At 70.5% G+C, this 3,358-nt stretch carries 2 protein-coding genes and 1 pseudogene; all 3 read left to right on the forward strand.

What is annotated here, in order from left to right:
• Positions 1–1,514, forward strand: a pseudogene (locus D180_RS03420) (hypothetical protein); the annotation flags it as partial.
• 11 nt (positions 1,515–1,525) lie between these two features.
• Entirely contained in the window at positions 1,526–2,572 is a 1,047-nt protein-coding gene (locus tag D180_RS03425) for a LacI family DNA-binding transcriptional regulator (RefSeq protein ID WP_017911685.1), read from the forward strand.
• A gap of 90 nt (positions 2,573–2,662) precedes the next feature.
• The coding region (locus D180_RS03430) for a carboxypeptidase-like regulatory domain-containing protein (RefSeq protein WP_043090418.1) at positions 2,663–3,358 on the forward strand (696 nt) is incomplete at its 3' end.

Genomic DNA, 3,358 nt, shown 5'->3' on the forward strand with positions numbered 1-3,358 from the left:
CGCCGGCGCCGCCGCTGGACCGCGACGCCCTGCTCGCCGCCGGCCGCGGCGACGCGGGCCGCAGCTTCGACGTACTGGCCGAGCAGGTCTCCGCGGACTGGCAGCAGCGCCTGGGCAACGTCGGCCTGCGCCTGCCCGACGCCAGCCTGGTGGACATGCTGCGCGCGCAGGCCGCGTACATGCTGATCAACCAGACCGGCCCGGCGATGCAGCCGGGGCCGCGCAACTACAACCGCTCCTTCATCCGCGACGGCATGGCCACCTCGGCGATCCTGCTGCGCATGGGCCAGGCGCAGGTCGCGCGCGACTACCTGCAGTGGTACAGCGACCACGCGGTGCACCCGAACGGGCTGGTCTCGCCGATCCTCAACGACGACGGCAGCGTCAACGATGGCTTCGGCTCGGACCTGGAGTACGACAGCCAGGGCGAGTACATCACCCTGGTCGCCGACGTCGCGCGGCTGGACGGCGGCCCGGAAAGCGTGCGCGCCTACCTGCCGAAGGTGAAGCTGGCGATGCAGTTCCTGCAGGAACTGCGCGAGCGCACCCTGGTGCCGGGCTACATGGCCGAGCAGCCGGCGCCGGAACGCTTCCGCGGCATCCTCGCCCCGTCGATCAGCCACGAAGGCTATTCCAGCCCCACCCACAGCTACTGGGACGACTACTGGGCGCTGAAGGGCTGGCACGACGGCGCCTGGCTGGCCGACTCGCTGGGCGATGCCGCCACCGCCGCCTGGGCGCGCGAACAGTACGCGGCGCTGCGCAACTCGCTGGCCGCTTCCATCCGCGCCACCATGGCGTGGAAGGGCGCGGACTACATTCCCGCTGCGGCCGACCTGGGCGACGGCGATCCGACCAGCGTCTCGATCGCGCTGGATCCCACCGGCCAGCAGGACCTGCTGCCGGAGGCGGCGCTGCGCACCACTTTCGCGCGCTATCTGGAAGACGTGCGCCAGCGCAAGCAACCCAATGCGCTGTGGGCCTACACCCCGTACGAGATGCGCAACGTGCTGACCTACGTGCATCTGGACCAGCCGCAGGTGGCCGACGAACTGCTGCAGGATCTGCTGCGCGACCGCCGCCCGTTCGAATGGCAGGTGCTGGCCGAGGTGGTGCAGTCGCGGCTGCGCTTCCCGCGCTACCTGGGCGACATGCCGCATACCTGGATCGGCGCCGAGTACGCGCGCGCCCTATTCGGCATGCTCATGCACGAGGGCGACGATGCGCTGGTGCTGCTGCCCGGCGTGCCGCCAGCCTGGCTCGCCGACGATGGCCTGGCCGTGCAGCGCCTGCCCACCGCCTACGGCACGCTCGGCCTGCGTGCGCGTCAGCGCGACGGGCGGCTGCGCGTCGAACTCGACAGCGGCCTGCGCGCCGGCACCGCCGTGCGCGTGGTCTGGCCGACGCGCACGCGGCCGACCCAGGTGCGCGTGGACGGCCGCCGGATCGACCACTACGACGCCGGCGGCGTGACCCTGTCCAAGCCGTTCCGGACCCTGGAGGCACGCTGGTGAGTCCGCCCCCCGTGCCGGCGCCGGATGCGCGCGCCAACATCACCATCAAGGACGTGGCGCGCCTGGCCAACGTCTCGGTGGCCACCGTGTCGCGCACCATGAACGGCCATCAGCACGTGGCCGAGTCGGTGCGCGCGCGCGTGCTGGAAGCCGCGCGCACCCTGCACTACGTGCCGCACCACGCCGCGCGCAGCCTGAGCAGCCGCCGCACCCACACCATCGGCGTGGTGCTGCCGGACCTGCACGGCGAGTTCTTCTCCGAACTGATCCGCGGCATCGACACGGTGGCGCGCGAGCGCGGCCTGCACCTGCTGGTGTCCAGCTACCACGGCGAGCCGGAACAGCAGCGGCTGGCGGTGCGGCGCATGCCCGGACGCGTCGACGGACTGCTGATCATGTCGCCGTCCCTGGCCAGCGATGCCGAGGACCCGGCCGACATGTTGCCCGGCACGCTGCCGGCGGTGCTGATGAACTGCGCCGAGCGCATCGGCGAGGCGCAGGTGCTCAACGTCGACAATTACGGCGGCGCGCGTGCGATGACCCGCCACCTGCTGGACGTGGGCCATCGCCGCATCGCCTTCATCGCCGGGCCGGACGACAACTTCGATGCGCGCGAACGCCTGCGCGGCTACCGCGACGAACTGCGCGAGCGCTGCCCGCAGGTGGCACCGCTGGTGCTGCCCGGCGCCTTCGACGAGGCCTCCGGGTACCGCGCGGGCGAAGCCCTGCTGCAGGGCCAGCGCCCGGACGTGGTGTTCGCCGCCAACGACATGATGGCGCTGGGCTGCCTGTTCGCTTTCACCCATGCCGGGCTGCGCGTGCCCGAGGACATCGCCCTGGCCGGCTTCGACGACGTGCCGATGGCACGCTACGTGCATCCGGCCCTGACGACCATGCGCGTGGACATCGCCGGCTTCGGCGCCCGCGCCATGCAACTGCTGCTCGGTGCGCTGGAGCCGCATGCCGCTCCGGTGGCGTCGGCGGCAGCGGCCAATGCGATCGCCCCGCAACTCATCGTTCGTGCCTCCAGTGCCCAGCGAGGGACCGCCATGGACTGACACCGACGCATGCAGCACCGATGTCGTTTTTTGCACCACCTAGAAGAACACAACAATGATCCCGTTGACCGCCCTGGGAGGGCTTTAGTCATGAAGAAATCGCGTTCCGCCTCCAACCTGCCCGCACGCAGCCTGCTGTGCTGCGCGCTGGCCACCTGCCTGTTCGCCACCATGCCGGCGATGGCCCAGTCCAGCAACGCCACGCTGCGTGGTCAGGTTGCCGCCGCCCAGGCCGGTACCGAGGTCACCGTCACCAACATCGCCACCGGCTCGGTGCGCCGCGCGCCGATCGCCGCCAACGGTAGCTACACCGTGGTCGGCCTGCCGCCGGGCACCTACAAGGTCGAGGCCAATGGCGTTACCAAGACGGTGACCCTGCAGGTCGCGTCCTCGTCCACCGTCGATCTGGACGCCGCCACCCCGGCTGCCGGCGGCAACGCCACGACCCTGGACACCATCACCGTCAGCGCGCCGTTACTGAAGGACGTCAAGACCTCGGAAGTGGGCAACGTGGTGTCGCTGCACCAGATCGAGCAGCTGCCGCAGGCCACCCGCAACTTCCTGGAGTTCGCCGACACCGTGCCGGGCATGGTGTTCCAGATCGATTCGCAGGGTCACACCACGCTGCGCGGTGGCGCCTCCAACAGCAGTGCCGGCAATCTGTACATCGACGGCGTCAGCCAGAAGAGCTACGTGGCCAAGGGCGGTATCGCCGGCCAGAACGACAGCCAGGGCAACCCGTTCCCGCAGCTGGCGATCGGCGAGTACAAGGTCATCACCTCCAAC

It is taken from the genome of Xanthomonas sp. SHU 166 (assembly GCF_000364685.1).
Lineage (GTDB): Bacteria > Pseudomonadota > Gammaproteobacteria > Xanthomonadales > Xanthomonadaceae > Xanthomonas_A > Xanthomonas_A sontii.